General features: G+C 57.1%; 26 protein-coding genes. 12 read left to right on the forward strand and 14 right to left on the reverse strand.

Translation table 11 applies throughout. From position 1 onward, the window contains the following. Nucleotides 1–87: 87 nt before the first annotated feature. Both ABJF76_RS19225 and ABJF76_RS19230 read left to right on the forward strand, forming a co-directional pair. Complete coding sequence (locus ABJF76_RS19225; RefSeq protein ID WP_413820316.1) at nt 88–570, forward strand: RNA pyrophosphohydrolase; 483 nt, start codon at nt 88–90, stop codon at nt 568–570. Between the two features lie 85 nt (nt 571–655). Beyond that, entirely contained in the window at nt 656–1,138 is a 483-nt protein-coding gene (locus tag ABJF76_RS19230) for a hypothetical protein (protein ID WP_413820317.1), read from the forward strand. Nucleotides 1,139–1,141: 3 nt separating this feature from the next. On the opposite strand, the gene ABJF76_RS19235 is transcribed toward ABJF76_RS19230, so the two are convergent. The 3 genes from ABJF76_RS19235 to nth are packed head-to-tail and all read right to left on the reverse strand — an operon-like array spanning nt 1,142 to nt 3,421. Further along, nucleotides 1,142–1,732, reverse strand: coding sequence for a GNAT family N-acetyltransferase (locus ABJF76_RS19235; protein WP_413820318.1), 591 nt, complete (start codon nt 1,730–1,732; stop codon nt 1,142–1,144). Between the two features lie 58 nt (nt 1,733–1,790). Next, nucleotides 1,791–2,780, reverse strand: coding sequence for an adenosine kinase (locus ABJF76_RS19240; RefSeq protein ID WP_413820319.1), 990 nt, complete (start codon nt 2,778–2,780; stop codon nt 1,791–1,793). After that, on the reverse strand, nt 2,777–3,421 hold the full coding sequence (nth, locus tag ABJF76_RS19245; RefSeq protein ID WP_413820320.1) for an endonuclease III: 645 nt from the start codon (nt 3,419–3,421) through the stop codon (nt 2,777–2,779). Before nth ends, ABJF76_RS19240 begins: the two co-directional genes overlap by 4 nt. 156 nt (nt 3,422–3,577) lie before the next feature. Here nth and ABJF76_RS19250 point away from each other — a divergent pair, with 156 nt between their 5' ends. The 4 genes from ABJF76_RS19250 to ABJF76_RS19265 all read left to right on the forward strand — a co-directional run bounded on the left by ABJF76_RS19250 (nt 3,578) and on the right by ABJF76_RS19265 (nt 6,507). Then, nucleotides 3,578–4,132, forward strand: a complete 555-nt coding sequence (locus ABJF76_RS19250) for a pyridoxamine 5'-phosphate oxidase family protein (protein ID WP_413820321.1) — start codon at nt 3,578–3,580, stop codon at nt 4,130–4,132. A gap of 63 nt (nt 4,133–4,195) precedes the next feature. Then, complete coding sequence (locus ABJF76_RS19255) at nt 4,196–5,056, forward strand: methylated-DNA--[protein]-cysteine S-methyltransferase (protein ID WP_413820322.1); 861 nt, start codon at nt 4,196–4,198, stop codon at nt 5,054–5,056. Nucleotides 5,057–5,206: 150 nt separating this feature from the next. Next, a complete protein-coding gene (locus ABJF76_RS19260; protein WP_413820487.1) occupies nt 5,207–5,857 on the forward strand; it encodes an OmpA family protein in 651 nt (216 codons plus the stop codon). Nucleotides 5,858–5,964: 107 nt separating this feature from the next. After that, nucleotides 5,965–6,507, forward strand: coding sequence for an NADPH-dependent FMN reductase (locus tag ABJF76_RS19265; RefSeq protein WP_413820323.1), 543 nt, complete (start codon nt 5,965–5,967; stop codon nt 6,505–6,507). Here ABJF76_RS19265 and ABJF76_RS19270 read toward each other — a convergent pair. Further along, nucleotides 6,497–6,901, reverse strand: coding sequence for a VOC family protein (locus tag ABJF76_RS19270; protein WP_413820324.1), 405 nt, complete (start codon nt 6,899–6,901; stop codon nt 6,497–6,499). The two genes, ABJF76_RS19265 and ABJF76_RS19270, sit on opposite strands and share 11 nt — an antisense overlap. 70 nt (nt 6,902–6,971) lie before the next feature. Here ABJF76_RS19270 and ABJF76_RS19275 point away from each other — a divergent pair, with 70 nt between their 5' ends. After that, nucleotides 6,972–7,727 (forward strand): MaoC family dehydratase N-terminal domain-containing protein, encoded by a 756-nt coding sequence (locus ABJF76_RS19275; protein WP_413820325.1) that lies wholly within the window; start codon nt 6,972–6,974, stop codon nt 7,725–7,727. Here ABJF76_RS19275 and ABJF76_RS19280 read toward each other — a convergent pair. After that, nucleotides 7,724–8,761, reverse strand: a complete 1,038-nt coding sequence (locus ABJF76_RS19280; protein ID WP_413820326.1) for an NAD(P)/FAD-dependent oxidoreductase — start codon at nt 8,759–8,761, stop codon at nt 7,724–7,726. The two genes, ABJF76_RS19275 and ABJF76_RS19280, sit on opposite strands and share 4 nt — an antisense overlap. A 58-nt stretch (nt 8,762–8,819) precedes the next feature. Between ABJF76_RS19280 and mnmD the strand changes: the two genes are divergently transcribed. Together mnmD and ABJF76_RS19290 are read left to right on the forward strand one after the other, a co-directional pair. Further along, nucleotides 8,820–9,488, forward strand: coding sequence for a tRNA (5-methylaminomethyl-2-thiouridine)(34)-methyltransferase MnmD (gene mnmD, locus ABJF76_RS19285; protein WP_413820327.1), 669 nt, complete (start codon nt 8,820–8,822; stop codon nt 9,486–9,488). Further along, a complete protein-coding gene (locus tag ABJF76_RS19290; protein WP_413820328.1) occupies nt 9,485–10,354 on the forward strand; it encodes a DMT family transporter in 870 nt (289 codons plus the stop codon). The genes mnmD and ABJF76_RS19290 overlap by 4 nt, the downstream gene beginning before the upstream one ends. Here the strand turns inward: ABJF76_RS19290 and ABJF76_RS19295 are convergent. After that, nucleotides 10,319–12,313, reverse strand: a complete 1,995-nt coding sequence (locus tag ABJF76_RS19295; protein WP_413820329.1) for a transglycosylase SLT domain-containing protein — start codon at nt 12,311–12,313, stop codon at nt 10,319–10,321. The genes ABJF76_RS19290 and ABJF76_RS19295 overlap by 36 nt on opposite strands. A gap of 115 nt (nt 12,314–12,428) precedes the next feature. On the opposite strand from ABJF76_RS19295, the gene dapA reads away from it, so the two are divergent. Continuing rightward, entirely contained in the window at nt 12,429–13,301 is an 873-nt protein-coding gene (gene dapA / locus ABJF76_RS19300; RefSeq protein WP_413820330.1) for a 4-hydroxy-tetrahydrodipicolinate synthase, read from the forward strand. A gap of 30 nt (nt 13,302–13,331) precedes the next feature. Here dapA and ABJF76_RS19305 read toward each other — a convergent pair whose 3' ends face one another. The 6 genes from ABJF76_RS19305 to ABJF76_RS19330 form a co-directional block, all read right to left on the reverse strand. Beyond that, nucleotides 13,332–14,204: a dimethyl sulfoxide reductase anchor subunit family protein gene (locus ABJF76_RS19305; protein WP_413820331.1), complete on the reverse strand. Its 873-nt coding sequence runs from the start codon at nt 14,202–14,204 to the stop codon at nt 13,332–13,334. Continuing rightward, a complete protein-coding gene (locus tag ABJF76_RS19310) occupies nt 14,204–14,980 on the reverse strand; it encodes a 4Fe-4S dicluster domain-containing protein (protein ID WP_413820332.1) in 777 nt (258 codons plus the stop codon). The genes ABJF76_RS19305 and ABJF76_RS19310 overlap by 1 nt, the downstream gene beginning before the upstream one ends. Before the next feature lie 223 nt (nt 14,981–15,203). After that, nucleotides 15,204–18,020 (reverse strand): molybdopterin oxidoreductase family protein, encoded by a 2,817-nt coding sequence (locus tag ABJF76_RS19315; RefSeq protein WP_413820333.1) that lies wholly within the window; start codon nt 18,018–18,020, stop codon nt 15,204–15,206. Continuing rightward, complete coding sequence (gene pta, locus ABJF76_RS19320; protein WP_413822639.1) at nt 18,017–19,030, reverse strand: phosphate acetyltransferase; 1,014 nt, start codon at nt 19,028–19,030, stop codon at nt 18,017–18,019. The genes ABJF76_RS19315 and pta overlap by 4 nt, the downstream gene beginning before the upstream one ends. Before the next feature lie 37 nt (nt 19,031–19,067). After that, nucleotides 19,068–20,849 (reverse strand): sulfoacetaldehyde acetyltransferase, encoded by a 1,782-nt coding sequence (gene xsc, locus ABJF76_RS19325; protein ID WP_413820335.1) that lies wholly within the window; start codon nt 20,847–20,849, stop codon nt 19,068–19,070. A 118-nt stretch (nt 20,850–20,967) separates the two neighbouring features. Beyond that, on the reverse strand, nt 20,968–22,425 hold the full coding sequence (locus ABJF76_RS19330) for a PLP-dependent aminotransferase family protein (protein ID WP_413820336.1): 1,458 nt from the start codon (nt 22,423–22,425) through the stop codon (nt 20,968–20,970). A 282-nt stretch (nt 22,426–22,707) separates the two neighbouring features. Here ABJF76_RS19330 and ABJF76_RS19335 point away from each other — a divergent pair, with 282 nt between their 5' ends. Next, on the forward strand, nt 22,708–23,091 hold the full coding sequence (locus tag ABJF76_RS19335) for a BrnA antitoxin family protein (RefSeq protein WP_413820337.1): 384 nt from the start codon (nt 22,708–22,710) through the stop codon (nt 23,089–23,091). A 134-nt stretch (nt 23,092–23,225) separates the two neighbouring features. On the opposite strand, the gene ABJF76_RS19340 is transcribed toward ABJF76_RS19335, so the two are convergent. Both ABJF76_RS19340 and ABJF76_RS19345 read right to left on the reverse strand, forming a co-directional pair. Beyond that, nucleotides 23,226–23,915, reverse strand: a complete 690-nt coding sequence (locus ABJF76_RS19340; RefSeq protein WP_413820338.1) for a hypothetical protein — start codon at nt 23,913–23,915, stop codon at nt 23,226–23,228. Between the two features lie 122 nt (nt 23,916–24,037). Continuing rightward, entirely contained in the window at nt 24,038–25,432 is a 1,395-nt protein-coding gene (locus tag ABJF76_RS19345; protein WP_413820339.1) for an aspartate aminotransferase family protein, read from the reverse strand. A gap of 398 nt (nt 25,433–25,830) precedes the next feature. Here ABJF76_RS19345 and ABJF76_RS19350 point away from each other — a divergent pair. Further along, nucleotides 25,831–26,603: ABC transporter substrate-binding protein (locus ABJF76_RS19350; protein ID WP_413822640.1), on the forward strand; the 773-nt coding region annotated here is incomplete at its 3' end.

A 26,603-nucleotide genomic window follows, 5' to 3' on the forward strand; every position in this document is an offset into this window, starting at 1 on the left:
CCGTTGGCTTTCATGCTATTCAGCCCGAAACAGTGACGCGCAACGTTCAAATTCGAAAAAATGCGCTCAGATGATGAAAGTACTGCCATGACCCCTGAACAGATCGCTAAATTGCCCTACCGCCTGAATGTTGGCGTGATGGTGCTGAATGCTGATGGCCAAGTCTGGGTCGGTCAGCGCAAAGACAATTCCCGGGATGCTTGGCAAATGCCCCAAGGCGGCATCGACAAAGGCGAAGACCCACGCGCCGCCGCCTTGCGTGAATTGGAGGAAGAAACCGGAATCACCCCTGATTTGGTCGACGTCGTGGCGGAATCAAGCGATTGGATTCCCTACGAACTGCCGCATGACCTGATCCCGAAATTGTGGAAGGGCAAGTATCGCGGGCAAAAGCAAAAGTGGTTTCTGCTGCGCTTTTCGGGCAGTGATGCACAGGTAAATATCGCCACCGAAGAACCCGAGTTTTCGGCTTGGCGCTGGATGCCTGTCGCCGAATTGCCCGACGCGATCGTGCCGTTCAAACGTGATGTTTACGTGGCGGTGCTGGCGGCGTTTTCTGCTCATTTGTAGGAGCAGAAATGGGCGATATTGCATAACATCAGGTCTTGGGCGCAGGGTGGGTCAGCCCGCCAGCAGCCCACAAAGGGGACATTTCATGCGCTATCTGATTTTCGTTCTGACGCTTCTGCCATTACCGGCTTTGGCTTTGTCATGCGTACCGCACAGCGTCGCGAACGCTTATATTCAAGCGGCTAACGCCAAGGAAGCTTACCTGCCCGTCCACGGCACGCTCGACTTTGATCTAAATCGTTTGCCCCAAACCGATTGGGAGAACCAACAGGCGACCCCGACCAAAACATTGATCCCTGCAACCTTCAAAGGGAAAGTGCTGCGCGCACGCGGAAAACCGGTGCAGTTTGAGGCCAATGTAACACTAGAGGTGCGCTGTGCCGGGCCATGGTGTCCGTCGCCGCAACCGGGCGATAGCCTTGGCTTCCTGCGCGAAACTGCCGAGGGCTATGTGCTTAGCACAAATGCCTGCGGTGGGTTCTTGTTTGGACAACCCACCAAGGCCCAAGCCAGTGAGATGCAGGATTGCCTTGCCGGGCGACATTGTGACGGCTTGGTGCGGCGCTGATCGCTAGCCTTCGATGATTGGCACGTGTGGGGCCAATGCTCGGTCATACCCATGTTTGAGGCGCGGATCGTCCGCAACCTCAATGCTGCGGCGCACGGGGATAAATCCCGACCGCCGATAAAACCCAAGTGCTGCCGGGCTATCAATGCTGCACGTGTGCAAATGAAAGCGGTCGATGCCGCTCAGAAAGGCAAGTTCAATTGCGCGGTCCATCAGATAGGCCCCAGCCCCTGTGCCAATCAAAGGGGCCGTAACGCCGAAATAGGCCAACTCGCATTCGCCGTTCTTGCGGAAATCCAGTTCTAGCAGCGCTTCGGCCTCGCCGTCTTTGGTCAGCGTATAGATGTGCACCAATGGATCGTTGATGATCTCCGCCAAAGCAGCATCGGTGATCACACTGCGCCCGAACCACAACCAATCTTGACCAACGCGTGTGAACAGATCGCGGTATTCAGCCACATCCGGGTTTATCTGATCAAAACGCACCCCGTCGGGGCAGGCCACGTCGCGCAATTTCGGTGCGCTCATTTCAAGTTCGGTGACAACCATAGCGATCTTGCCCGCAGGCACATTATGAAAGCCGTCGCTCAACATCGCTTCATTGTTCTCCAAATACTCAAAATGACCACGTGACCGAACCGCGACACAGACGCTATTCCAAACCTGCCGCCACGAATTCCCGCTTCATATCGATCTGTGGGCGTGGCCCGATATGGCTGATAACCTCAGCAGCACACAGGTTCCCCATACGCCCACAGGTCGCCAGATCGCGGCCCGTGGCAAGACCATAGATAAAGCCCGCCGCGAACTGATCGCCGGCGCCTGTCGCATCAACCGGTGTCACCAAATCGACAGGGATATCGTGGCGCTCGCCGCGTCCGATGATGGTCACGCCGTCACCAGAACGGGTGCAAACCATCAATGGGACCATCGCGGCTGTTTTGGCCAGTGCGGCTTCAAGGTCGTCGGTTTCAAACAGGGATTTGATCTCGTGTTCGTTGCCGATCACATAATCCAATTCGTTGTCGATCATATCCAAGAAATCTGGGCGGTGACGATCGACACAGAACGGGTCAGAGATCGCGATGCCTGAAATGCCCCCGGCGGCACGGGTTGTGCGCGACGCTTGGCGAAAAGCTTCTTTACCCTTGTCCTTGTCGAACAAGTATCCTTCAAGGAACATGATTTCAGCGCCAGCGGCCACATCTTGCGGAACATCATTGGGGCCAAGTTCGGTCGAGATGCCCAAATAGGTGTTCATCGACCGCTCTCCGTCGGGCGACACAAAGATCATCGACCGCGAAGTGGGCAGATCACCGCCTGCAACAGGGGTGTTCACAAAATCGGTGCCGCTGTCTTGCATGGATTGCGCATAGAATTTGCCCAAGCTGTCGTCATGCACGCGCCCGATAAATGCAGTCGGCAAGCCCAACGCACCAACGCCAGCAACTGTGTTGGCCACAGCGCCGCCGGGGGTTTGAAGGCGTTCCTTCATCGCGCCATAAAGCACCTCGCCCCGATCGCGTTCGATCAGTTGCATGATGCCTTTTTCGATCCCCATCAGGTCCAAAAAGGAATCGTCAGCATGGGAAATCACATCGACAACGGCGTTGCCGATACCGGCGAGTTTATATTTGGTCATTCAGTTTTGTCCTCAAACGGGCAGAGATCACGGATCAGGCACGCCCCGCATTTGGGTTTACGTGCCACACAAGTATAGCGGCCGTGCAGGATCATCCAGTGATGCGCATGCAATTGAAAATCGGCCGGGATGTTGTCTTCGATGGCGCGTTCGACCGCGTCCACTGTTTTGCCCGGCGCGATGCCGGTGCGGTTGCCAAGGCGAAAAATGTGGGTGTCCACGGCCTGAGCAGGCTGGCTCCACCACATGTTCAACACGACATTGGCCGTTTTGCGCCCGACACCGGGCAGTGATTGCAGTGCTGCGCGGGAATTGGGGACCTCGCCGCCATAATCATCGACCAGAATTTGTGACAGCTTGATCACGTTCTTGGCTTTCTGGCGAAATAGGCCGATTGTCTTGATGTGCTCAGTCACACCTTCAAGGCCCAGATCCAGCATCTTTTGCGGTGTGTCCGCTATTTTGAACAGCGCCCGCGTCGCTTTGTTTACGCCGATATCTGTGGCCTGCGCCGACAAGGCCACTGCCACAACCAACGTATAGACGTTGACGTGTTCTAGTTCGCCTTCGGGCTCGGGTTCTGCCGTCTGAAAGCGGGAAAAGATCGCGCGGATCGTATGATAATCAAGCTGTTTTGCCATGGGGCTCGGTATGGGGAAATTTCGGGCGGCGGGCAAGCGGAGTCACAAAAAGAGACACATCATCGCACGGGATCGTGGGATCACTGCTGAAAGACGTGGCCGAATTATGTGTTCGGCTTTAAGTTGACCACATGACGACAGCACAAGGGCATGACAATGGCAAAGCAATTTGAGACGTTGAGCGCGGCACACAAGGACTTCATCAAGCGCCAACACATGTTCTTTACGGGGTCGGCGACCGCTGACAGTCGCATCAACATCTCGCCGCGCGAAATCGGTGCGCTGCGCATCATCGATGACACAACGGTCATCTACCTTGACCGCACCGGCAGCGGGAACGAAACCGCCGCCCATATGCTGGCCGATGGGCGTATGACCATTATGTTTTGCGCCGTCGATGGCCCGCCCTTGATCATGCGCCTTTATGGCACGGGTAAATCCTTGGGGTGGGACACCGACGCGTTTTCAAATCTGATGTCGGAGCACTACGACGGGGATGTGCCATTGGGGACAAGGCAGATCATGATGTTGCGCATCGATTTGGTGCAAACCTCGTGTGGGTATGGGGTGCCATTGCTCGATTATCAGGGCGAGCGTGCCGCAATTGAAAACTGGCATGACAACAAGGGCCCCGAAGGCATTCGTGCCTATTGGCAGGCGGAAAACCAAACCAGCATGGACGGCTTGCCCACCGGACTGAATATCGATTAAGGCGCGTTTTGTTGCGCAGGAAACGGGTCGCGCCCGTGCCCGTTTGGACATAATTTGACGGCTATGGAACACACAACACTCAACGACACCGACACCAGCTATCATTTCAACGTTATGCGGCGCGCCATCGATCTGATCGACGGTGCCGAGGATCCGCTAAGCCTTGATGCGTTGGCCGCCGAAATGGGGATGAGCCCCGCGCATTTCCAGCGCATCTTTTCGCGTTGGGTCGGCGTGTCGCCCAAGCGCTTTCAACAATACCTGACGCTGGGCCATGCCAAAACGCTGTTGGCGGATCGTTTTACCACGCTTGAGACTGCACATGCGTCGGGCCTAAGCGGGTCAGGTCGCTTGCATGATTTGTTTCTGCGTTGGGAAGCCATGAGCCCCGGCGACTATGCCAAGGGCGGCGCAGGGCTGACGATCTATTTGGGCTGGTTTGACAGCCCCTTTGGCCGCGCACTGATCATGGGCACAGACAAAGGCATTTGCGGTTTGGGGTTCTCGGCTGAGATGGGCGAAGAATGGGCGATGCAGGACCTTGTCCGACGTTGGCCAAACGCCACCTTTGTTGAGGACGCGCCCCGCCTGCGTCCTTGGGTGTTGGCGGCCTTTAGGGCCAAAGACGCAGGGCCGGACCCCGCGCCGCTTTACCTGATCGGTGCGCCGTTTCAGATCAAAGTGTGGGAGGCCTTGCTGCAAGTACCAAGTGGGCACGTCACCACCTATTCGGAAATCGCAGGCAGTATCGGCAATCCGCGTGCCGTGCGCGCAGTTGGAACTGCCGTTGGGCGCAACCCGGTCAGTTGGCTGATCCCGTGTCACCGGGCCTTGCGCAAATCTGGTGCTTTGGGCGGGTATCACTGGGGTTTGCCGGTAAAGCGCGCTTTGTTGGCGTACGAGTCTGCGCGCGCCGAAGCGTAACCCGGAAATGGCGCGTTTTGAGTGCGCGAGATGCCGCTTATTTTTTATTCCCCCTATTTTGTCCCCCACAAGTGGCCTTATCTTAGGGTCATCATAATGCGCCTTGCCCGAACAAGGCCGTTCTTTGAAGGCAGTAGGATATATACGATGATGAAACTCCCCCTTTCCATCGCCCTTGGCGCAGCTTTTGTGCTTGGTGCGTGTACGGACCCGACGCAACCGGGTGCCAACCCTGACAATCCCAACCAAAAACGCAATCAGGGCGCACTGATCGGTGCCGCATCTGGGGCGGTACTTGGTGCGCTGATCAAGGACGACCGCGAAGGTATCCTGACCGGCGCCGTTCTGGGTGCGGGCGTTGGTGCTGGCATCGGCTACAGCTTGGATCAGCAAGAGGCCGAGCTGCGCCGCGATTTGGACAGTGGTGTGACGATTACGAACACCGGTGATCGGTTGATCGTGTCTTTCCCTGATGCGATCCTGTTTGCCACCAACAGCTCGACCGTGCGACCCGGGCTGAACAATGACATGGCGGCACTGGCGCAAAGCTTGCAACGCTATCCCAATTCGACGGTCCAAGTTGTCGGTCATACAGATTCCGATGGCGAGGCCAGCTTTAACCAAACGCTCAGCGAACAGCGCGCCAATGCGGTGTCCAATGTGTTGCTGAACCAAGGCGTGCCGTTCAACCGCGTGCAAGCCTTTGGTCGCGGCGAAAGCCAACCGATCGCGTCGAACTTTACCCCCGAGGGCAAAGCCCAGAACCGTCGGGTCGAGATCGTGATCTTGCCCAACGCCTAAACGGCAGTTCCAAGACTTTTCAGACAGAGGCCCAAGATGTGATCTTGGGCCTCTTGCTTTGTCGTGTGCAAACGTCATGGTGCTTGGCAAAGAAAAGGGGATAGAAAATGGGCACGCCGACACTGTTGGGCATATCTGGATCACTGCGCGCAGAATCCACAAATCGCAAATTGCTACGCGAAGCGGCACGCCTTTTTGGCGACTGTTCTTATGCCGAAGCTGATTTGCAGATGCCGCTTTATGACGGCGATCTTGAGGACGCCGAGGGCATTCCTGCGCCCGCGCTTGCTCTTGCCGATCAAATCACCAGCGTCGACGCGGTGATCTTGTCCACGCCAGAATACAACAAAGGTCCCTCAGGTGCACTTAAGAACGCGCTTGATTGGGTCAGCCGTGTCGAAGGGAATCCTTGGGCGGACAAGCCTGTGGCCGTAATGTCATCCGCAGCCGGTCGGGCTGGCGGTGAACGGGCGCAGATGATCTTGCGTGGTTACATTCTGCCGTTTCATCCACGCATGTTGCCCGGACCAGAATTCCATTTGGCGGCGTGTTACGAGGCTTTTGATGACAACGGCCTGTTAAAATCCGATCATTACACCAAGTCCCTGACCACCTTGATGGAAAAGCTGCACGCTGAAATTAAGCGTTAGGTGTACTGACCTCGATCAGATTTCCGTCTGGATCACGCAGGTAAAGCGACAGGATTGGCCCAGTCGCACCAGAGCGCGGAACGGGACCATCTTCGATGGTGATCCCTTTCCCAGCCAAATGCGCTTCCCAGTCTGAAAGCGGTGTGTCGGTCAGAAAACACAAATCAGCCGTGCCCGGCGCTGGCGCGCGCGCTTTGGGATCAAATTCGGCCCCTTGGGCATGCAGGTTGATCTTTTGTTTGCCAAACCGAAGCGCATGGCGCGTGCTGCCGTCAGCCACTTGAAACGGCGCGTGCGTCATGCCCAAAACGGATGTGTAAAAGTGCACTGTCGCGTCCAAGTTGGCTACCGTCAGGACAAGGTGGTCAAGGCTTTGTAGTTTAGGCTGTTCCATCACTGATCCCTCGCGCATATTCGGCGCTATGCAAGATGACCTTTCCAACAGCGTTCGTCAAAGTGATGTGATGGACGCCGCCCGCGCACAGGCGATGCAGGTCGCGTTGGGTCAAACGCCGACGCTAAAGGCCGGGGACGCGCTGCCGCCTTTCTTTCACCAGCTCTATTTTTGGACACCGCAACCGCCTGACGCTTTGGGCCGTGATGGGCATCCTAAAGTCGGCGGCTTGATCCCAGATATGGGCTTGGCGCGCCGCATGTGGGCCGGTGGGCGTTTGAAATTTGAAGCCCCCTTACGTTTGGGGGCCGATGCGACGCGTCTTTCGTTCTGCGAAACGGCCACGCATAAACAGGGGCGCACTGGGCCATTGGCCTTTGTCACGCTGCGCCACGAGGTGTGGCAGGCGGGTGCTTTGTGTCTGAGCGAGTGGCAGGATTTGGTCTATCGCGAAGACCCTACGCCAGACGCCCCGCGCCCCGTTGCACCGGTGGCGGCGACGGATGAAGACGCCTCTGAGCAGGTGCACTTTGATGCGACGTTGTTGTTTCGCTATTCCGCGCTGACGTTCAATGGCCACCGCATCCACTATGACCAACCCTATGCAAAAGACGTCGAGGGCTATGATGGATTGGTGGTGCACGGCCCCTTGTTGGCGCAGCACCTGATGTTGATGGCGGAACGCGCTTTGGGCCCGCTGACGCAGTTTTCCTTTCGCGCGACCGCGCCTTTGACCCACACCGAGGGCGCGACCCTGTGTCGTAAGGGACGCTCGTTTTGGGTGCGTGGCCCGGATGGACGGCTGTGCATGCAGGCCGAGGCCTAGAATGATGCTGCGACGTCGAACCCTTTGGGGATTGTGTCGCGCCCCTCAAGGATTAGGTCTGCCATCACATGGGCGACTTTGGGGGCCATGCCAAAGCCGATCTTGAACCCTCCGTTCGCGATGAAATGTCCCGGCCTGTCGGGCCACGGCCCCAGCATCGGTGCGCGACTACGGCTGCGCGGGCGCAGGCCTGCCCAGCGGGCAAGGACAGGTGCATCACGCAAGGCCGGGACGGCGGTGCGGGCGCGTGTGAGGATGTCATCAAGCTGGCGGTCCGTGCCGTAGGGGTCGGCATATTCGCGTTCTGTGGTTGACCCGATGGCCGTGGTGCCATCGCCGTGCGGAATGATGTGCAGCGTGTCGGCAAACAGTTGGGGCGCGTCGGGCATCGCGAAATCCAGCAGCACGGCTTGGCCCTTGATGCCCGCCCCAACCATGCGGGTGTGATTGGCATTGAGCGCCTCAAGGCCTGCGACGCCAGTGGCGTGAATCGTGATGCTGGTGTCGGGACCGTCCGCAAGGACGGGTACACCGCGCGCCGCCAATGCAGCCGCCAGCGCGATGCACGATTGTTTGGGGTGAATGCGCCCGCTCAGACTATCGTAAATTTCCACGCCCATCACACTTGGGGCGCACCAATTTTGATCTTGGATGTTGCGCACAACCCATGTGGCCGCGTCGCCCCACAGGTCTTTGGCAGTTTCAGCCCGCGCACGGGCCAGATCAAGGGCCGCGACATTTGCCACGGGTTGCACGCGCCCACTGCGGGCATAGCCGGGAGACATTCCCGAAACCTCTTGCACTTCGTGCCAGAACCCTTCGGCCATTAGCAAGCTTTCCAGCTGGAACTGCTTTTTAGGGTTCCAGTTTTCCGGCACGTGTGGCGCCAGCGCGCCCACGATGCCACCACTTGCCCCGGCGGCGACCCCGTTAGGGTCAATGACCTGCACGTTCGCGCCGCGTTGGCGCAGCACCCATGCAATCGACAGGCCAAAGATGCCTGCACCGCATACTGTGATCTTGTCCGTTGCCAAGCCTGTTTCCTTCCGCCAAGGTCGTCGCTATCAGGCGCTCTTCTTACAAGGACAGGCAATGCAGGACCAGCAGGCAGAACTGGAGTGGCGCGATGGTGCGGTCCCGGTATCGGTGCGTTTTGATGATCCCTATTTTAGTTTGGACAATGGGTTGGCCGAAACGCGGCACGTGTTTCTGGACGGCAATGATCTGCCTGTGCGGTTCTGTGACGGGTTTGCGATCGCCGAACTGGGGTTCGGGACAGGTTTGAACTTTTTGACCACATGGGCTGCATGGCGGGAATTCGGCGCGCCGGGGACGTTTCACTTTACCAGTTTTGAGGCTTATCCAATGGCGCCTGCTGATATGGAGGCCGCTTTGGCCGCATTTCCTGACCTTGCGCCCTTGGCGGTCGAGTTGATCGCAAAGCTGGGCTCTGACGGGCAGGCGACATTTGCGGATGCGACATTACAGGTGATTGCGGGCGATGTGCGTCAGACCTTGCCCGCATGGCAAGGGCGCGCAGATGCGTGGTATTTAGACGGCTTTTCGCCCGCCAAGAACCCCGAGATGTGGGGCGCAGACCTGATGGCAGATGTCGCGCGTCATACCCATCCACAAGGCACGGCTGCGACGTATACGGCGGCAGGTTTTGTGCGCCGAGGCCTGACGGATGCAGGTTTTAGCGTTGAACGCACCCCCGGATTTGGTCGCAAACGCCACATGAGCCGCGCGGTGCTGACATGAGCGCGGGCAACAACACCAAGCTGGGCATCGCGTTGATGGTCGCCACCTCGGTTGTGTTCGCAAGCCAAGACGGAATTTCGCGCCATTTGGCGGGCGAATATAACGTCTATATGGTTGTGATGGTTCGCTATTGGTTCTTTGCCGCCTTCGTCATCACTGTCGCGGGGCGCAAGGCTGGGGGCATTGTCGCCGCGGCGCGCACGTCGCGGCCCGTTATCCAGATGACGCGCGGCGCCCTGTTGGCCGCAGAAATTTGTGTGATGGTGACAGGTTTCACCATCCTTGGGCTGGTCGAAAGCCATGCGGTTTTTGCCGCTTATCCGCTGCTGATTGCTGCTTTGTCGGGACCTATTTTGGGTGAACATGTTGGCTGGCGGCGTTGGGCTGCCATCGGTGTCGGATTTATCGGAGTGCTGTTCATCCTGAAACCCGGTTTGGGGGTGTTTGACCCGGCGGCCATCATCCCGTTGATCGCTGCGATCATGTTTGCGACCTATGGTTTGCTGACGCGCTTTGTTGCTCGCGATGACACCGCTGCGACCAGTTTTTTCTGGACAGGTACCGTCGGGGCCGTGGGAATGACGGCTGTTGGGGTGTGGTTTTGGCAACCCATGACGGGGCCGGATTGGCTGTGGATGGGTGCGCTGTGTATAACAGGATCACTGGGGCACTGGCTGTTGATCCGATGCTACGAAGTGGCCGAAGCAAGCGCCGTGCAGCCCTTTGCATACCTTCAAATGGTGTTTGCTGCGGGCGTTGGCATTGTGGTCTTTGGCGAACTTTTGGAAATCAACGTGGTCATTGGGGCGCTGATTGTTGTGGGCGCGGGTCTATTCACCCTTTGGCGCGAACGGCAACAAAGTTGATCCAATCAGTTCCTGAGTGAACGGAACGGGCAAAGGGTCGCCGCCAAGGCGGGCGCGATAGACCGGCAAGCTTTCGGCCACGCGCATGACATAGTTCTGGGTTTCGCGGAATGGGATGAATTCGATCCAATCGATGATGTCGAAATCAGGCGTGCCAGTGCGGGGGTCACTATAAAGTTCCATCCAACGGATCGGGCGGCTGGGCCCTGCATTATAGGCGGCCGACATCAGCACCACATTGCCATCAAAACGCGCCGCCAATTGGCTAAGGAAAGCCGAACCCAGTTCGGCGTTATAAACGGGGTCCGTGATCAGGCGATCTGTCGTGTGTTCGGCACTGCGCCCCAAAGACCCGGCGACCTCGGCAGCTGTTGCGGGCATGATCTGCATCAACCCGCGCGCACCGACGCCGGATTGCACAACGGGGTCAAATTCGCTTTCACGACGGGCGATGGCAAGGCTCATTTCTGGGGCCATGGGCAGGTCAGCCTTGGCCAAAGGATGCAGCGGATAGTAGGGGGCCGGGATCGTTATACTGCGCCGCGCAACGCGTTTGCCGATCATCACGGCCAAATGCGGCTGGTCGGCGTCGATGGCCGCTTGTCCCAGTTGTGCGGCTTGCGTGCGGTTTAAATCTTCGGCCAGATGGGTCCAGAAACGCTCAGCAACGTTCAATTCACCCGAGGCTTGCAACAGCATACCCGCTTGAAACAAGTCGCGCCTGTTGAGTTCGGAGATGCGCCAGTCGGGAAAAACTTCTGATCCATCAAGGGTGGGGTCAAAGGGCAACCCGCCGCGTTCGGCGGCCAGCAAGCCATAAAATGCAGTTTGATATTGTGCGCCCACGGCATAGGCCAAACGCGCGGCGGCTTCATCGCCCATTGCCTCATAGGCACGCCCGGTCCAATACCCTGCGCGGCCAAGCGAAATTGGCGAACGGGTGGCGTTTTGGTGGGCTTTGAAATGCCCCAGTGCCAATTCAGGATCATTCAACTGGCGCAAGGCGATGTAACCCGACAGCCATTCCAGATCGGCAAAGTCTGATCCTTCGGTAAGGAAGTGCTGCGATGCCATTTGATAAGCGCGGGTCGGGTTGCCATCGCGCATTTCATCGCGCGCCATAGCGCGGCGGCGGTTGCCCCATGCTTGGGGTTGGCCAAGCGCCTGCACAGACGTTGAACGTTCCAAAAGCAGCGCTTTGGCGTCCGACCAACGGCCCTTGCGGATACGCCATTCAAAGCGATCATGCGCAAGGCCTGCGTCATTTTGCAAAGCATCGGGCACCGCGGCCAGACGCGCATCCACCGTGTCGGCACGGGTTTGCAAAGCGATGCGCGCACGGGCCAGTGCCACGTGTTCTGATGGTATCAGGTCAAACATATCGGCTGCGTCGCCCCGTTCACGGGCCCACAGCATCGCATCGGTTCGCGCAGCGTGATGAGCGGCCAGCAGGTCGCCATAGCGCGATAAAAATAACGCATGGGTGGAATTCGGCATGTCCATCGTGCGCCACGCCAGCACGATGTTGGCTTCGGCCTCACCATTGTTGCCTGCCTCAGTTTGAGCAGCCGCGTAGTCCAGCACACCAAGGGCGGTTTGCGGTAGTGTTTCTGCGAAAAACGTTAATAGGGCTTGCGGCCCGGCTGCCGCCACGGCGGGCTCGGCGCGGCGACGTAAAAACGCCTCTCCCGGCCAATCGGGGCGGCGGGTTAGAAAGGCGGTGACGTCTTCATAGGTGCCACGCCCGGCACGCAGGCGATGCCATTCGATGATGTCAGCCGCGACAGGCCCATCACGGGCCGCCAACGTCGCCGCCGTATCCCAATTTCCGCCTCGCATTGCATCCATGGCCCAGCCCAATGGGCGCGGGCGTTCTGCCCCTGCGGCCACAGCCATCAGAAAAAGCGCAATCAAGGTGGCGGCAAAACGGCTGATCACTTGCAATTCCTGTGTGTGCATGGCTAGTCATTTTCAGCATATCTTTGCGCGTGAAGGTTACAACTCACGTTTGCAAGATAGGCGACAATTCATCCCAGGCCCATCTGCCTGCCACACGTAAAAAAGGAGCGTGAGAATGTTTAAAGGTTCTATGCCTGCCCTCATCACGCCGTTTCGTAACGGCGCTTTGGATCTGGATACGCTTAAGAAGCTGGTCGAGTGGCATATCGGCGAAGGGTCACACGGCTTTGTGCCTGTGGGCACCACGGGCGAAAGCCCGACGCTGACCCATGACGAACATGAAACGGTGATCGATACAGTCGTGAAGTCTGTTGCGGGACGCGTGCCTGTCATTGCAGGTGCCGGGTCAAACAACACGGTTGAGGCGATGCGCTTTGTGCAATTCGCGAAGAAGGCAGGTGCGGATGCCGCTTTGGTCGTCACGCCTTATTATAACAAGCCAACGCAACGTGGTTTGATTGCGCATTTCACTGCGCTGCATGATTGCGCCGATATTCCGATCATCATTTACAACATCCCTGGCCGTTCCGTCATCGATATGACGCCCGAAACAATGGGTGAATTGGCCAAACTACCCCGTATCGTCGGGGTGAAGGACGCGACGGGTGATTTGGCGCGTGTGTGTGATCAGCGGATGTCTTGTGGTCCTGATTTCATCCAACTTTCGGGCGAGGATGCGACGGCGCATGGCTTTAATGCCCAAGGCGGGACGGGCTGTATTTCGGTCACGGCCAACGTGGCGCCCAAACTGCTGAGCCAAATGCAGGAAGCCTGCCTTGCGGGCGACTTTGCCAAAGCGCTGGAGATTCAGGACAAGGTGATGCCGCTGCACAAAGCGATCTTTACCGAACCCGGTCTGGTTGGTGTTAAATACGCTATGTCGCGTGTGGGGCTGTGTTCTGACGAGGTACGTCTGCCACTGACAGGCCTTTCGGATGAAACAAAAGCGCTGGTTGACGCAGGGTTAAAGCACGCCGGTCTTTTGTAAAACGATACGTAAGGTGCACATATGTGCACCTTACCTTTTACCGTAATACAAACCGACCACGTGCTCGGCCTCCGCAAAGAACAACCAGCGCGCCGCAAGCAGGCCTGCGATATGGCTAAGAACGGCCAAAGCAGCACCGCCGTGTGAAAATGGCATGACCAACAAAAGCACAGGCAGAACGGCCATCAGTACAATGGCGATCACCCGCAGCTTTAGGCTGTGTTTGCGTCCCACCTCAAAGGTAAACTCGCGCAGCAGGTAGTTTGTGCCAGTGTGCGGCGGTTCAAAGGCGCGCACGTCTCCGCGTGGGCCAAGCCCAGTTGCGCTGGCCAGTGTGGTGCCAGATTTGGTAAATGCGCCGTCCCCGACAACCCAAAGACTGACCTGAACAACGCCAGCGATTGCCAAAAGAAACGTCGCCCACGTGACTTGCCCCGACATCAACGCGCCACCCGCAATTGCGCAGCTTAGGAACATCACGGGCGTCAATGGTGAATGCCACCGAGGGACGGTTTTGAGTTGGGTATAGATCATTGACGTGGTGAAAACGGTCAGTAGTGAAAAGACCGACCCGATCAGTCCCAGCAGCGTCCAGCGGGCATCAAAAAACACCAACCCTGCACCGTATAGCGCCATAACAAGCAGCGCGATCACGGCGCACCAGCCTTCTCGGCTTAACCAAGAAGAGCGCCACTGTGTGAACGCTTTGAGCGCGCGCTCAGGGTGGCCAAGGTGGAAGGTGGACGAAATCAGCCCACCCACTGCACAGATAAAAGCGATGGCAAAAAAGACGAAAGCCGTGAACCCGGTCACGCCGGGATAGCCCAGCCCCAGAAATGTCAGTAACCCAAAGCCAAGCCCGCTGAACACAGTGAAAAAGATGACGGAAGGTGCGGGATGCATCAGAGCTTCTCCAGCGTTTTGTCGAGCCAACCAAGGAAGCCTTTGGCCTCTTGTGCGACGGGTTCGAGGTAAGGCGCGAGGATATCGATATCGCCCGCGGGCGCCGACAATGTGTCTTTGGGGCGTGGCGGCAGGTACTTGTTCACAGGTTTGGTGCCTTGTTCAGGCATCAAGTTCATGCCGCCCCGTTCTGCCGTCAGTTTCGACACGTTGCTTTCAGGGTCGTTGAAGTCGCCAAAATGACGCGCATTTGACGGGCAGGTGCGCACACAGGCCGGTTCGCGATCAATCTCGGGCAGGTTTTCGTTATAGATGCGGTCCACACAGAGCGTGCATTTCTTCATTACCTTTTCCACGGCATCCATTTCGCGCGCGCCGTACGGACAGGCCCATGCACACAACCCGCAACCGATGCAGTCGGATTCGTTGACCAGTACAATGCCGTCTTCAACCCGTTTATAGCTAGCACCAGTGGGGCAGACGGTCACACAAGGCGCGTCTTCGCAATGCAGGCAGGATTTGGGAAAGTGGATCAACTGTGCTGCCGGGTCGGGTTGGTCGATGCTTGGGGCTGGTTGTACTTCGTAGCTGTGAACACGGTTGAGGAACGTGCCCGATGGTTCCGCGCCGTAGGCATCGGTGTCAGACAAGGCCGCGCCATAGTTTTCGGTGTTCCAGCCTTTGCAAGAGATCACGCAGGCGTGGCATCCGACGCACGTGTCGAGATCAATAACAAGGCCGAGTTTTTTGACTGTGCTTTGAGGGAGTTGGGTCATGTCAGCTGCCTCGCTTGTGGGTGGTCTAGGATTGGGGGCCAGCCCCCAAACCCCCGGAGTTTATTTGGCAAGATGAAGAAAGGATTGGAGCGCATTGGGTCGGCGATTGAGCTGCCAAGGGTCTGGGTTTGTGTTTTGTCCCAGTTGGCGACGAACCATATGAACGAGCCGATCGCCAAAGTCAGGAAGATTGCGATACATAAGAGGGTGCGTTGGATCGAGGTCATTTGCCCACCTTCCAAACCAGATCGCCTTTGTCTTTTTCAACTGGCGATGCAATCGGCGGCATGACCGGTTGGGATTCATTTTGTACGTCAGATTTTTCGATCCGTACCTTGAGGTCAAACCATGCGGCTTGTCCTGTGATGGGGTCCGAGTTGGCCCATCGCAACCCATCACCTTTGGGCGGTAGCAGTTCGTGGATCAAGTGGTTTAGCAGAAAGCCTTTGGTGGCCTCGGGCGCGTTTTCATCCAGCGCCCATGCGCCTTTGCGTTTGCCGATGGCATTCCATGTCCAGACTGTATTTTCGTTCAGCGCCGCCATTTCAAGGACAGGCACGGTGATCTCGCCGTGCGGCGAGGTGACCTTGGCCCAGTCGCCGTCTGTCAGCCCGTGTTCTTGCATTAGCTTGGTCGGCAAATACAGCGGGTTGTGCCCATGCAATTGGCGCAGCCATGCGTTTTGCGAACCCCACGAATGATACATCGCCATTGGGCGTTGCGTCAGTGCGGTGATCGGAAATTCGTCTGCTTTGTTGTCGGGCGACGGGTCGTACCAGATTGGCAGAGGGTCCATCGTTTCCTTGATGCGGTCACGCAGATGTTCGGGGGGTTGTCGTTCGCCGACGCCTTCGGCTGCCAGTTGGAAGCGACGTAACGGTTCAACATAAAGCGAGAACAGATAGGGTTGTGGGCTGTCGAAGACTCCCATCTTGACCGCCCAATCCTGATAGGCGGCGTTCCACGGTTTATAGTAGTTCGCCCCCTCGGGGATGTGTTCGACAAAGAAGCCGCCGTTTTCGATGTAGTTGTCGAGCTGCCCTTCGTTCACATCACCACGCCCAGAGGTCAGACCCTTTTCACCCATGCGCCATCCTGCGAGGGGGCCAATACCCGGTTTGCGTTGGTGATTGACGATGTAGTCGGCGTAATCGGCGTATTTTTGGCTGCCGTCTTTGTTGATGAAGCCGGGCAGTTCCAGCCGCGCGCCCAATTCACACAGCACCGATTGGAAACCGCGCACATCGCGGTCCGGTTCGATCACAGGCCAACGGATCGCATCTGCGATGGCGTCAGCCTCGCTAATTGGGCGGTCCAGCAGCGAGATGCAGTCGTGCCGTTCAAGGTACGTCGTGTCGGGCAGGATCAAGTCGGCATAGGCGACCATTTCCGAACTATACGCATCGGAATAGATGATCCGGGGAATGACATATTCGCCGTCTTCGTCTTTGTCCGTCAGCATCTCCATCACGCCGCCGGTGTTCATCGACGAATTCCACGACATGTTCGCCATGTACATAAACAGCGTATCGATCTTGTAGGGATCACCCGCATGGGCGTTTGAAATCACCATGTGCATCAGGCCATGAGAGGACATGGGGTTGTCCCAAGTAAAGGCCTTGTCGATGCGCGCCGGGGTCCCGTCGTCTTTCAGGGCTAAATCATCGGGCCCATGGGTAAAGCCCAAGTGCGGTCCGTCAAGCGGGCAGTCGGGTGTTACGGCGCAATGGGGTTTAGGGTGCGCGGTGGCGGGTTTGGGATAGGGTGGTTTGAAGCGAAAGCCGCCGGGGACTTCGACGCTGCCCAATAGGATTTGTAGCACGTGCAGTGCGCGGCAGGTCTGGAAACCATTCGCATGGGCTGAAATCCCGCGCATGGCGTGGAATGACACAGGGCGCCCTTGCATTTTCTTGTGCGTTTGACCGCGAAAATCGGTCCATTCCTGATCCAATTCAAACGCTTCATCAAAGGCGACGCGGGCGATTTCAGCGGCAAGCGTTCGGATGCGTTTGGCGGAAATGCCGACGCGCTCAGCCACGGTTTCGGGTGCGTATTCATCGGTAAGATAGCGTTCGGCCATGTGCTGCATCACGGTGCGGTGGCTGATGCCTGCATGGCGATGCGTGGCGGAAAGGTCTGGCTGAACGTCTTTTTGATCAAAGGGGGTTAGCTTGCCGGTTGCGCGATCTATGACCAGTTCTTTGCCCGCGTCATCCCGCAACAACAGGCCGAATTCGGGGGATTTTTCGTCGCCATTCACAAGGCAAGGTGCGTTGGTGAATTGCGCAAGGTAATTCAAATCGATCTTGCCAGCCTTCATGAGGCAATGCACGAGGCTTAGGATAAACAACCCGTCTGTGCCGGGCGTGATGCCAACCCAATCGTCAGCCACAGCGTTATAACCAGTGCGGATTGGGTTCACGCCAATGACGCGCGCGCCACGGGCTTTGATCTTGCCAATGCCCATTTTGATCGGGTTGCTATCGTGGTCTTCGGCCACGCCAAACAGCATGAACAGCTTGGTGTGATCCCAGTCAGGCTGACCAAATTCCCAGAACGCGCCGCCCATCGTATAGATGCCTGCCGCCGCCATATTGACCGAACAGAAACCACCATGGGCCGCATAGTTGGGCGTGCCAAAATTCTGCGCCCAAAAGCTGGTAAACGATTGCGATTGATCGCGCCCCGTAAAAAAAGCCAGCTTTTCGGGGCTGTCCTTGCGGATGGGGTCCAGCCAATCGGTGGCAATTTGCAGGGCTTCGTCCCAGCTGATTTCCTCGAACGCGCCAGAGCCACGCGGACCGACCCGTTTCAGAGGGGCCTTAAGGCGGGAAGGCGCGTTGATTTGCATGATGCCGGCCGACCCTTTGGCGCACAGTACGCCTTTGTTCACCGGGTGATCGCGGTTGCCTTCGATATAGGCGACCTTACCAGATTTCAGGTGCACGTTGATCCCGCACCGGCAGGCGCACATATAGCAGGTCGTCTTGCGGATCTCGTCTGAGACTTTGGGCGACAGATCTAGCTTGGGCTGTGTCATGTGCGTTCCTTTTGGGCGGCGACTTGTAGGGCGGTGACTGCGATCATGTGCACGACGTCATCGGCGGTGCAGCCACGAGACAGGTCATTGGCCGGTTTTGCAAGGCCTTGCAAAACAGGGCCAATTGCGGTGCATCCCCCGACGCGTTGGGCGATTTTGTAACCGATATTCCCGGCATCAAGGTTGGGAAAGATCATTACATTGGCATGGCCAGACACATCTGAGCCTTTGGCTTTGCTTGCGCCGACCTCAGGTACAAAGGCGGCATCGAACTGCAATTCACCGTCTGCCAATAGATTAGGGTGGGCGGATTTGAGGGTGTCTAATGCGTCGCTTACTTTGGACACGGCTGCATGGCGCGCACTGCCTTTGCTGGAAAAAGACAGCAATGCCACTTTGGGGATTCCGCCCATAAGGGCCGTGCATGATGCGGCAGATTGTGCGGCAATGGCGGCTAGTTCGCCTGCGTTCGGGTCAATCACCAAACCGCAGTCGGAAAAGATCATAGCATCGCGCCCGGACGGATGGTTTTCAGGCAGCACCATTAAGAAAAAGCTGGATACTAATGCGGCACCCTCGGCCTTGCCGATAATTTGTAACGCGGCACGCACAGTGTCGGATGTCGTGGCGACGGCCCCGCCGACGGTGCCATCCGCATGGCCCATACGGACAAGCATGGCGGCAAAGATCAGTGGATCATGCGCCTGCGTTTCGGCCACATCGCGGCTGACGCCTTTGTGCTGGCGCAGCTGGTAATAGCTATCCGCGACGTCAGCGGGCAGGGGCGACGTGGCAGGATCAGCGATGCGCAAAGCGTCTGTGGGCGCGGCATCAATGGCGGCCAACTGGGCAACAATTGCATCCTGTGCACCGACAAGAGTGACTTGCCCCAGTCCGGCTGCAACCGCACGTACAGCGGCCGCAACGATCCGGGGATCAGCGCCCTCGCTTAACACAATGTGCGCAGGATTGGCGGCGGCGCGCGACTGGAGGTTGCCCAGTACGTTCATGCCGCCAATCCTATTTTCTTGTCGAAACTCACGTGGGTTATGCGCCGACTTGTGTGCGCATGTCGTCTTTGCTGATTCCGGCAACGGCCACGGGCTTTTTCATCGCATCACGGCGGAACGGTTCACCCAGTTCTTGGTTGATCATCGCTTCGATCAATGTGGTGATACCGTTTTCCATCTGGTCTTTGATGGCCTGCGCCAAGGCGGCTGTCAGCTCATCTTGGGTGCGGGCAACGACGCCTTTCAAACCACAGGCATTGGCGATTCCCGCGTATGACACTTCTTCGCTAAGTTCGGTGCCAACAAAGTTGTCGTCAAACCAAAGGGTCGAGTTGCGCTTTTCCGCGCCCCATTGGTAGTTGCGGAAAACGATTTGGGTGATCGCAGGCCAATCACCGCGCCCAATGGCAGTCAGTTCGTTAACTGAGATGCCAAATGCACCGTCACCGGCAAAGCCGACAACCGGAACTTTAGGTTGGCCGATCTTGGCACCGACAATCGAAGGCAGGCCATAGCCACATGGGCCAAACAGGCCGGGTGCCAGATACTTGCGGCTTTCGTCAAAGGCCGGATAGGCGTTGCCGATGGCGCAGTTGTTGCCGATATCCGACGAAATGATCGCATCGCCGGGCAGGGCCATCTGGATCGCGCGCCAGGCCATGCGCGGGCTCATCCAATCGGGTTTGTCTGCACGTGCACGTTGGTTCCATGTGGTGCCGGGATCATCCTGTTCCTCGTTCATCGAGGTCAGTTCCTGCGCCCATGCCGATTTGGTGGTGGCGATGGTGTTTTTGCGTTCGGTCCGGTTGGTGTCGCCTGCGCCATCGGCCAGTTTGGCAGTGATGCCGGTGGCCACTTTGGCCGCATCGCCGACAATGCCCACGGTGACCTTTTTGGTCAGGCCAATGCGATCAGGGTTGATGTCGACCTGAATGATTTTGGCATCCGCTGGCCAGTATTCCATGCCGTAGCCGGGCAGGGTCGAAAACGGGTTTAGGCGGGTGCCAAGGCACAGCACCACATCGGCCTGCGCAATCAGCTGCATCCCAGCTTTGGAACCGTTATAGCCCAAGGGGCCAGCAAACAGCGGGTGGCTGCCGGGGAACGCGTCGTTGTGCTGATAGCCAACGCACACGGGTGCATCCAATGTTTCGGCCAAAACGCGGGAGGCTTCGATGCCACCTTTGGATAGCACGGCGCCTGCACCGTTCAGGATGACCGGAAACTTGGCCGAAGACAGCAGATCGGCCGCGTTTTGGACCGCTTCGGTGCCTCCTTGGGGCAGTTCGAAGTCCACAATCGCGGGCAGTTCGATGTCGATGACTTGCGTCCACAAATCACGCGGCACGTTGATTTGTGCAGGGGCAGATGCCCGCTTGGCCTGCATAATCACGCGGTTCAAAGTTTCGGCGATGCGCGACGGGTCGCGGACCTCTTCTTGGTAGGCGACGCAATCGGCGAACAGGTGCATCTGCTCCATCTCTTGGAAACCACCTTGGCCGATTGTCTTGTTGGCAGCTTGCGGTGTGACCAAAAGCAACGGCGTGTGGTTCCAATACGCTGTCTTTACGGCGGTGACGAAGTTGGTGATGCCGGGGCCGTTTTGGGCGATCATCATGCACATCTTGCCGGTGGCGCGGGTGAAACCGTCGGCCATCATGCCGCCTGATGTTTCGTGCGCGCAGTCCCAAAATTGGATACCGGCATCTGGAAAGATGTCCGAAATCGGCATCATGGCCGACCCGATGATCCCAAAGGCGTTGTCGATCCCGTGCATTTGCAACGTTTTAACAAAGGCTTCTTCGGTGGTCATTTTCATGGGGGCGCTCTCCAAATTAAAAATGGGGCGACGAATCGCCCCTGATTTGCTTTTCGTAAGGTAGTGCGCTGTCTGGATCGGGGTTAGGGCCAGATCTTTCAGCCACTTAGGTCCAGAACTAAGCAGAGATCGCCTTGGCGATGCGCGCAATTCCTGCTTCGATCCGGTCAGGTTGAATCGACGAATATCCCAAACGGTAAAAGTTGCGGGGTGTGTCTTCGCCCGAAAAGAATGGGTCGCCGGGTTCGATCAGCACGCTGTCACCCTGCAAGGTCGCGGCGAGGGCGCGCGTATCGATTCCGGCAGGCGCGCGCATCCAGAAAGACGAGCCGCCAAAGGCACCCAAGCCTGCAATTTCTAACCCATGCTTTTCGATGGCTGTTTGCATGATCGTGCGACGGGTGTGCAAGGCAGCGCTCATTTTACGGATCTGTGCGTCGTAATGGCCCATCGACAAGAAATAGGCGGCGGTGCGTTGGATATGTCCCGGTGGGTGGCGCAGGACAGAGGCGCGCAGCGCGCGAGCTTCACGGACAAAGGGTTCTGATCCCACCAGATATCCTAGCCGCAATCCCGGAAACAGCGACTTGGAAAAGCTGCCAACATAGATCACGCGCCCATCCTCATCCATGGATTTAAGTGCGGGCGAGGGGCGCTCAAGAAAGGACATCTCGAATTCGTAATCGTCTTCGATAATCAGCGCATCAAGTGCCCGAGCGCGTTCCAAAAGCGCGTGGCGGCGATCCATTGGCATGGTTGCTGTGGTCGGGCATTGATGGCTGGGGGTGGCGAATATTACATCCACCTCGGGGGGGATCGCGTCGGGTGGTAACCCTTTCTGATCGACCCGTACAGGGGCCATATGGCACCGGGATTGCGTCAAAATTTCGCGCAATGCAGGATAACACGGATCCTCGAAGGCGGCGGTTCGACGTTGGGTTAACAGAACCTGTGCAGCCAACCACAGCGCATTTTGTGCGCCCATCGTGATTAAGATTTGGTCGGCATTGGCAGTAACGCCGCGACGCGGCAACGTGTTGCGTTGAATGAACTCGATCAGTTGTGGATCGTCGCGGTCATAGTAGTCCGAAGTGAGCGCTGTAAAATCGCGTTGCCCCAGCGCCTGCAGGGCACACTGCCGCCAGTTGGCGTGGTCAAACAATTGCGGGTCTGTCTGCCCGTAAATAAAGGCATAGCGAAACCGCGCCCAATCTTGCGGCTTTGAAAGCGCTGGTGCTCCGGAGAATTTTTGCCCAATGGCGCGGGTCCAGTCGACGGTTTCCGATGTCGCGGGTTGTGGGCGGTAGATGGGCGGCACTGGCGCGTTGTTGGAAACGTAATACCCCGATCGCCCGCGCGCAGTCAGGTAATCAGAGGCGACAAGTTCAGTGTAAGCAAGTGTCACTGTGATGCGGCTGATGCCCAGATGTATTGCCAACTTGCGGGTCGAAGGTAATTTTTCGCCCGTTCTAAAGCGCCCCGACAATATGCCATGTGCGATCATCTGCTGCACTTGGCTTTGCAGGGTTCCCTGATGGTTCGGTGTCAAAAAGAAAGTTTCGATTGGAAGGGCCATAGGGGAACCCTAATCTGGCACTAATCATACTTCAATCTGGTATTAACCACATGTGAAACGGAGTTTTCATTAAGGAAAATTGAATGCCAGAAATCTCAATTTATAAAGAATCTTGTATCAATAATTTTGACTATCCACAAGATTTCTTTGAAATTGGACCATACACAACCTGTGCACAGCGCATGCACAACCTGTACACCGTTCGATCGCATCAACGTCGTTTAACACCTTTTAGCGCAGGATCATGGCCGATGACACAACACACAATAGGACATCTTGCCAATGAGTTCTTCGATCCGGAACAGCCATACCCTTGATATGATGCACGAGTTGGAACGGCTTCAGACTGACCTAAGCACCGACTGGATCGACAAAAGTCTGCCGGACGATTGGACCGGGTTGGATTACGCAGAACCGATTGCCCGTCACAAGACACGCGTGACGCTGCGGATGGACACCGACATGGTGCGCTGGTTCCGTAAGTTGGGCCCCGGATATCAGGCGCGGATCAATCGAGTACTACGTATCTATTGGACGTCGCTGCTGGCTGGTCATGTCAAAGGCTATCCTGATGACAACACGATACCACGCATACATGCAGAGGCGCAGCGCGTACATGATGACATAAAGGCGCGGCGGCGCGCGAAGCCAAGCATGAGTGAATAGCAAAGTGCGACCAGTTTGCGCCAATGGTGTCCGGCGCGCGTTCAGCCGAGACACTTTGGATTTCAATCTTGCGGGGGCCGCAAGTCAAAAGAGTATGCGCCCGAACTGTTGAGGTCCGGGCGCATGCGTCGCGATTATTCTGTAGCGAAGCAGTAAAGTAGACCAGCGCCGCCAGTGCGGGGCAGGTCGGCCTGGCCACAACCAGCAGAGCCGTGCGCAGAGTTCCACGATATCATGTTACGCGAGGTGTTGAGGCCAACACGGTCATGGTGGCCCACAATGGCGGATCCTTCGCCGTTTTTGGTCCAGTTGCCACAGGTCGTGTCGCCCCCAGCGGTTGAAAAGTAGCCCGCTGAATCCGATCCCGTCAGAATGTCATGCTGGTTGGGGCGGCTTCCGCGTCCGTTGATCTCGTTGCCGTTTTCATCAAGCCCGGTGGCAAGCGACAGATTGGGATTGCTGTGCAGTTCGTCGACATTTGCGGCGATCAACTCGCCCTTGGCGTTGTGCCATGGGCCAGACCCAATGCGGTCGCGGGCGCTGATGCCGTTGGTGACTTCGGGCGAGCCGCTGGAACGGTCAATAACCATGCTGGAGCTAAGGTATGCGGCGAATGTTTTGGACGAACCAGCTGCGGACGCAAGCGCGTTGCAATGCGCGTCGGCCCCTTCAAGGCCGCCAAAATTCGCGCCGTCACCGCCACCTGTGCTGGTGATAAAGAACGACATTTCTTCGGCAGATTGTGCATTAGCTGTGGCCATTGTGCCAACAATCGCGACGGCGCAGGCTGCGATTAGATTAAATTGTTTTGATGTTTTGAACACTTAGTGCCTCCCTAAATATGGGGAAAACGCTACGCTGTGGGGACCCTTCGCGTCTAGCCTGCCGTGATCACGTGAATGAGAGGTCGCAGGATGGGCAATAGTGCCCACCCTGAAACTTTGACCTAGCCAAACACGTCCGTCAAAGCCGTATCGACGGCCCCCAGAATGTGATCGACGTCGTCTTTTGTCACGATCAACGCAGGCGAGAAGCACAGCGTGTTGTTGCGTCCCTGCAATGAACGGTTGGTCGCGCCGATGATCACCCCTTGTTTCATGCAGTGACCCACAACCGCGTGAACCAATTTTTCGTCAGCAGGTTCGCGGGTGCTGCGATCTGTGACCAGTTCGGCCCCAAGAAACAGACCTTTGCCACGGACATCACCGATGATCGAGTGTTTGTCCTGAAGTTCAAAGATCTTGTCCTTCATGTAAGCGCCCATAGCGTTGGTGTTGGCGATCAGGTCTTCGTCTTCGATGATGCGCATGTTTTCAAGCGCCGCCGCCGGACCTGCCGTGCACCCGCCAAAGGTCGAGATGTCGCGGAAATAATTGAGGTTGTCCGACGTGTCGTCTTTGAACATGTCGAAGACTTCGTTTGTGGCGACCATGCAGGCAATCGCGGCATAGCCAGAGGCCACACCTTTGGCCATCGTCACAAAGTCGGGCTGGATGTCATAATGCTGATAACCGAACCATGTGCCGGTGCGCCCGACGCCGCAAACGACCTCGTCAATGTGCAGCAGGATGTCGTATTTTTTGCAAATTTCGGCGACGCGGGGCCAGTAGCCATCAGGGGCTTCGATCACGCCACCACCGGCGGTGACCGGTTCAAGGCAAAGGGCACCAACGGTGTCGGGACCTTCGCGCAGAATGACGGCTTCGATTTGGTCAGCGGCCCATTCGCCATAGTTCTGTTCGGGAGCGCCGTCTTGTTCGTGTTTGCGATATTCAAGGCAGTGCGGCACTTTTACGAAACCCGGTGTGAAGGGGCCGTATTGTGCGTTGCGTTCGTCTTGGCCACCGGCGGATAGGCAGGCGATGGTGGTGCCGTGATAATCCCGATCGCGGAACAGGATCTTGTGCTTTTTGCCGCCGTATTTTTTGTGCGCAATCTGGCGGATCATCTTAAAGGCTTTCTCGTTCGCCTCGGATCCTGAGTTGCAATAAAAAACACGGTCCATGCCGGGCATCTTGGAAAGCAACTTTTCCGCAAACAGTGCGCCAGGGATCGAACCGGTGGTGCCGCCAAAAAAGTTCATCTTAACGATGGCGTCGCGCACCGCGTCGCCCATGGTTTCACGGCCATACCCGATGTTAACTGTCCAAACCCCGCCTGACACGGCATCGATGTGTTCGGTTCCCTTTTGGTCCCAAACCTTCATCCCTTTGCCTTCGACGATGATTTTTGGATCAGCGCCGGTAAAGAATTGTTGGTGTTGGATCAGGTGGTGCCAGACGTGGGCGCGGTCGGCCTCGATCACACGGGAGATGTCGTTTTCGTTGAACGTGCCGTCCATAGCTGCAAAACCTTTCGATGAAGGGCAGGGCCAATATAGTATAGGCGCGCCTGTCCCGTTGGTGGTTAACTTGGGTGAGAATCTAGGCAAGTTGATAGGGCCAGTTTTGTGCCACAAGTAAAGCCAGATTCTCGCACGATGCACCCAGATTACCGGGGGTGTTCTCTGCCAAAGCCATGTTTTTAAGCGTGAAGGTCAAATTTCGATTTACGAAAGACTGAGTTTGGTGTGCACCTATGATTACAGGATTAGTGAATAAACATTGATCCCGAACGCGTTTTCGGCTCGGATCACGGCAGCGTCGCAAAACGCTGCGTGCGATAATGGCGGACCACCGCCCAAAATAGATCAAAAAATGTGCGGTCTCTATGGCTGCGCGAACCACGGGAGTTACTTTTATGACGATCAAAACAAAACTGATGGGTGCTGTTGCGGCCACTGCGATGTTGGCTGGCGCACAGGGCGCCGTTGCTGACGGTCACAGCGACGAGCTGACAGTTGCTTACTTCCTTGAATGGCCCATGCCGTTCCAGTTTGCCAAAGAAACAGGCTTGTACGAAGAAGCGCTGGGCAAAAAAATCAACTGGGTCAGCTTTGACACAGGCACGGCAATGTCGGCCGCCATGGCATCAGGCGATGTTCAGATTTCCGTATCTCAGGGCGTTCCACCCTTCGTTGTTGCAGCCTCTGCTGGCCAAGACATCCAAATCGTTGATGTGGCTGTGTCCTATTCCGAAAACGACAACTGCGTTGTGGCTTCGGGTCTGGAAATCGACAAAGAATCAGCGTCCGAGCTGGCAGGCAAGAAAGTTGCTGTGCCATTGGGGACGGCCGCGCACTATGGCTTCCTAAGCCAAATGGCGCACTTTGGTGTTGATGTTGCATCGATGGAAGTTGTCGACATGGCCCCTGCCGAAGGTGCTGCGGCCCTTTCACAAGGTTCCGTTGACATGTCTTGTGGCTGGGGTGGCGCGCTGCGCCGCATGAAAGAATCCGGCAACATCCTGCTGACCGGTGCCGAAAAAGAAGCCCTGGGCATCTTGGTGTTTGACGCAACAACAGCACCAGCCGACTTCATCGCAGAAGACGGCGACACATTGGCTGCATTCCTGAAAGTGACAGCAGAGGCCAACGCAATGTGGGCAGACGAAGCCAACCACGCGAAAATGCT

The sequence above is a fragment of the Tateyamaria sp. genome (assembly GCF_039940735.1).
Classification (GTDB): Bacteria; Pseudomonadota; Alphaproteobacteria; order Rhodobacterales; family Rhodobacteraceae; genus Tateyamaria.

Excerpts from the sequence above, each read along its gene's own strand:
- ABJF76_RS19225 (WP_413820316.1), top strand. The coding sequence starts at position 88 with ATGACCCCTGAACAGATCGCTAAATTGCCCTACCGCCTGAATGTTGGC.
- ABJF76_RS19230 (WP_413820317.1), top strand. The coding sequence starts at position 656 with ATGCGCTATCTGATTTTCGTTCTGACGCTTCTGCCATTACCGGCTTTG.
- ABJF76_RS19235 (WP_413820318.1), bottom strand. The coding sequence starts at position 1,732 with ATGTTGAGCGACGGCTTTCATAATGTGCCTGCGGGCAAGATCGCTATG.
- ABJF76_RS19240 (WP_413820319.1), bottom strand. The coding sequence starts at position 2,780 with ATGACCAAATATAAACTCGCCGGTATCGGCAACGCCGTTGTCGATGTG.
- nth (WP_413820320.1), bottom strand. The coding sequence starts at position 3,421 with ATGGCAAAACAGCTTGATTATCATACGATCCGCGCGATCTTTTCCCGC.
- ABJF76_RS19250 (WP_413820321.1), top strand. The coding sequence starts at position 3,578 with ATGGCAAAGCAATTTGAGACGTTGAGCGCGGCACACAAGGACTTCATC.
- ABJF76_RS19255 (WP_413820322.1), top strand. The coding sequence starts at position 4,196 with ATGGAACACACAACACTCAACGACACCGACACCAGCTATCATTTCAAC.
- ABJF76_RS19260 (WP_413820487.1), top strand. The coding sequence starts at position 5,207 with ATGAAACTCCCCCTTTCCATCGCCCTTGGCGCAGCTTTTGTGCTTGGT.
- ABJF76_RS19265 (WP_413820323.1), top strand. The coding sequence starts at position 5,965 with ATGGGCACGCCGACACTGTTGGGCATATCTGGATCACTGCGCGCAGAA.
- ABJF76_RS19270 (WP_413820324.1), bottom strand. The coding sequence starts at position 6,901 with ATGGAACAGCCTAAACTACAAAGCCTTGACCACCTTGTCCTGACGGTA.
- ABJF76_RS19275 (WP_413820325.1), top strand. The coding sequence starts at position 6,972 with ATGGACGCCGCCCGCGCACAGGCGATGCAGGTCGCGTTGGGTCAAACG.
- mnmD (WP_413820327.1), top strand. The coding sequence starts at position 8,820 with ATGCAGGACCAGCAGGCAGAACTGGAGTGGCGCGATGGTGCGGTCCCG.
- ABJF76_RS19290 (WP_413820328.1), top strand. The coding sequence starts at position 9,485 with ATGAGCGCGGGCAACAACACCAAGCTGGGCATCGCGTTGATGGTCGCC.
- ABJF76_RS19295 (WP_413820329.1), bottom strand. The coding sequence starts at position 12,313 with ATGCACACACAGGAATTGCAAGTGATCAGCCGTTTTGCCGCCACCTTG.
- dapA (WP_413820330.1), top strand. The coding sequence starts at position 12,429 with ATGTTTAAAGGTTCTATGCCTGCCCTCATCACGCCGTTTCGTAACGGC.
- ABJF76_RS19305 (WP_413820331.1), bottom strand. The coding sequence starts at position 14,204 with ATGCATCCCGCACCTTCCGTCATCTTTTTCACTGTGTTCAGCGGGCTT.
- ABJF76_RS19310 (WP_413820332.1), bottom strand. The coding sequence starts at position 14,980 with ATGACCCAACTCCCTCAAAGCACAGTCAAAAAACTCGGCCTTGTTATT.
- ABJF76_RS19315 (WP_413820333.1), bottom strand. The coding sequence starts at position 18,020 with ATGACACAGCCCAAGCTAGATCTGTCGCCCAAAGTCTCAGACGAGATC.
- pta (WP_413822639.1), bottom strand. The coding sequence starts at position 19,030 with ATGAACGTACTGGGCAACCTCCAGTCGCGCGCCGCCGCCAATCCTGCG.
- xsc (WP_413820335.1), bottom strand. The coding sequence starts at position 20,849 with ATGAAAATGACCACCGAAGAAGCCTTTGTTAAAACGTTGCAAATGCAC.
- ABJF76_RS19330 (WP_413820336.1), bottom strand. The coding sequence starts at position 22,425 with ATGGCCCTTCCAATCGAAACTTTCTTTTTGACACCGAACCATCAGGGA.
- ABJF76_RS19335 (WP_413820337.1), top strand. The coding sequence starts at position 22,708 with ATGAGTTCTTCGATCCGGAACAGCCATACCCTTGATATGATGCACGAG.
- ABJF76_RS19345 (WP_413820339.1), bottom strand. The coding sequence starts at position 25,432 with ATGGACGGCACGTTCAACGAAAACGACATCTCCCGTGTGATCGAGGCC.